The following is a 3,010-nucleotide window of genomic DNA, read 5'->3' on the forward strand; positions in this document are numbered from 1 at the left end:
GGTCCTGTACGCGCCGCGCGTCGACCAGGCTCGGCTCCGCCCCGGCCTGCCGGGCGAAGGCGTCTCCCGCGGAGTCGGCCAGGGCGCTGCCGCGCAGCACGGTCCGCCCGTTGGCCCTGGCGCGCTCCACCTCGTGCCGCAGCAGCGCGCTGCCCACTCCGCGGCGCCGCGACGCGGGCCGCACCGTGAGGCTGCCAAACGAGCGGTGCCTGTTCTCCAGGTCGGGGAGCTCGATGCGGTACCAGCCGAGGACCTCCCCGGTCGCCTCGTCCACCGCGACCCAGGTCTCCGACGGTTCGGACTCCCAGCCGCGCGCCAGCCAGTGGCGGAACACCGGTAGCGAAAGCGGCGGGGAATGCGGGTCGTCGGCCGCGAGCGCCGCGAGCCATACGTCGTGGCAGCCGCGGACGCCGTCGTGATCGGCGTGGTCAAGTCGCGTGATGCGCATCCGTCAAGCCAACCTCAGTCAGCAGCAAGACGCGAACGATTTTCCGCCTGATATGCTGGCCCGGTCATGCTGCGCGAGCTGCTCCTCCTTAGCGGCCGCGGCGGGGGCCTGTAAAGGCTGGCTCCCTCGTCGCGGGTTCCTGGCATGTCCGCTGGCCGCCATCTAAGCCACAAGCAGACAAACCGCGAAGGAAGCAGCAACGATGCAGCACAATCCGTCTTACCGGCCGGTCGCCCCTGTCTATCAGCAGCCGAGCGGCATGCCGTGCCACCGGTACACCCCGTTCAAACCGGTTGACCTGCCCGACCGCACCTGGCCCGCCAAGACCGTCACGAAGGCGCCGCGCTGGCTCACCACCGACCTGCGGGACGGCAACCAGGCCCTGATCGACCCGATGTCGCCGAACCGCAAGCGCGCCATGTTCGACCTGCTCGTCACGATGGGCTACAAGGAGATCGAGGTCGGCTTCCCGAGCGCGAGCCAGACCGACTTCGACTTCGTGCGGGGGCTCATCGAGGGCGGCAAGATCCCGCAGGACGTGCGCATCTCGGTGCTCACCCAGGCGCGCGAGGACCTGATCGAGCGCACGGTGCAGAGCCTGGAAGGCGCCCAGCGGGCGACCGTGCACCTGTACAACGCGACCGCCCCGACGTTCCGCAAGGTGGTGTTCCGCATCGGCCGCGAGGAGTGCAAGGCGCTCGCGGCCGAGGGCACCCGCCACGTCATGGAGTACGCGGACAAGATCCTCGGCGACGGCACGGACTTCGGCTACGAGTACTCGCCAGAGATCTTCATGGACACCGAGCTGGACTTCGCCTTGGAGACCTGCGAGGCGGTCATGGACGTCTGGCAGCCAGGGCCCGGCCGCGAGATCATCCTCAACCTGCCGTGCACCGTCGAGCGGTCCACGCCGAACGTGTACGCGGACCAGATCGAGTGGATGAGCCGCAACCTGTCCCGCCGCGAGCACGTATGCCTGTCGGTGCACACCCACAACGACCGCGGCACCGCCGTCGCGGACGCCGAGCTGGCCGTGCTGGCCGGCGCGGACCGGGTGGAGGGCTGCCTGTTCGGCAACGGCGAGCGGACCGGGAACGTCTGCCTGGTCACGCTCGGCCTGAACCTGTTCAGCCAGGGCATCGACCCGATGATCGACTTCTCGAACATCGACGAGATCCGCCGCACGGTCGAGTACGTGAACCAGCTGCCCGTGCACCCGCGCCACCCGTACGCGGGCGAGCTCGTCTACACCGCGTTCTCCGGCTCGCACCAGGACGGGATCAAGAAGGGCTTCGAGGCCCTGGAGGCCGAGGCCGCGGCGGCGGGCATCCCGTTCAGCGACTACGCCTGGAACGTGCCGTACCTGCCGATCGACCCGCACGACGTGGGCCGCTCCTACGAGGCGGTCATCCGGGTCAACAGCCAGTCCGGCAAGGGCGGCGTGGCCTACGTGATGAAGAGCGGCCACCACCTCGACCTGCCGCGGCGGCTGCAGATCGAGTTCTCGAAGGTGATCCAGGTCCGCACCGATGAAGAGGGCGGGGAGGTCACCCCGAACGAGATCTGGGACAGCTTCACCGCCGAGTACCTCACGGAGGGCTCGGTGGCGCTGCTCGACCAACAGTCCTCCTCGGTGGTCGAGGGCAAGCACGTGCTATCGGCGGAGGTCTCCGTCGACGGCGCCGCGCAGGAGATCGAGGGCGCCGGCAACGGCCCGATCTCCGCGTTCTGCGCCGCGCTCGCCTCGGTCGGCATCGACGTCCGGGTGCTGGACTACGCCGAGCACGCGCTCACCGAGGGCACCGACGCCCAGGCGGCCTCCTACATGGAGGTCGAGATCGGCGGCCAGGTGCTGTGGGGCGTCGGCATCGACACCAACACCGCGACGGCCTCGATGCGCGCGATCGTCTCGGCGGTCAACCGCTCCCGCCGCGGCGCGGCCGCCTAACCCCACCTGTCGGCCGCCTAACCCCACCTGTCGATTGCGCCATCGACCCGCTCTATTGGTGTCGGTTGCGCAATCGACAGGCAGAATAGAACGGTGCAGGGTTACCGGGACGACGGGGTCGTGCTGCGGACGCAGAAGCTGGGCGAGGCGGACCGCATCATTACCCTGCTCACCCGGCAGAACGGCCGCGTCCGCGCCGTCGCCAAGGGCGTGCGGCGGACCAAGTCCCGGTTCGGCGCCAGGCTCGAGCCGTTCACCCACGTCGACGTGATGCTGCACCCCGGCAGGTCGCTGGACGTGATCACGCAGGCGGAGGTCATCAGGCCGTACGGCGCGCCGCTGGCGGAGGACTATCCCAGGTACACCGCGGGCACCGCGATGCTGGAGACCGCCGAGCGGCTCACGCCCATGGAGAAGGAACCCGCGCTGCGGCAGTTCCTGCTGCTGATCGGCGGGCTGCGCACGCTCAGCGAGACCGGCGAGGACGCGCGCGAGCCGCGCCTGGTGCTCGACGCGTACCTGCTGCGCTCGCTGGCCGTCGCCGGCTACGCCCCCGCGCTCGAAGAGTGCTCCCGCTGCGGCGCGTCGGGCGAGGCCAAGCGGCTGACCGCGTT

At 70.0% G+C, this 3,010-nt stretch carries 3 protein-coding genes; 2 read left to right on the forward strand and 1 reads right to left on the reverse strand.

The features are described from left to right. Nucleotides 1-448: N-acetyltransferase family protein (locus WA805_RS21800; RefSeq protein ID WP_425243256.1), on the reverse strand; the 448-nt coding region annotated here is incomplete at its 3' end. 202 nt (nt 449-650) lie between these two features. Here WA805_RS21800 and leuA point away from each other — a divergent pair. Then, entirely contained in the window at nt 651-2,396 is a 1,746-nt protein-coding gene (gene leuA, locus WA805_RS21805; RefSeq protein WP_425243257.1) for a 2-isopropylmalate synthase, read from the forward strand. Between the two features lie 93 nt (nt 2,397-2,489). Further along, nucleotides 2,490-3,010 (forward strand): DNA repair protein RecO (gene recO / locus WA805_RS21810; RefSeq protein WP_425243258.1); only part of this gene is annotated, 521 nt, incomplete at its 3' end.

It is taken from the genome of Trebonia sp., from assembly GCF_049794275.1.
Classification (GTDB): domain Bacteria; phylum Actinomycetota; class Actinomycetes; order Streptosporangiales; family Streptosporangiaceae; genus Trebonia.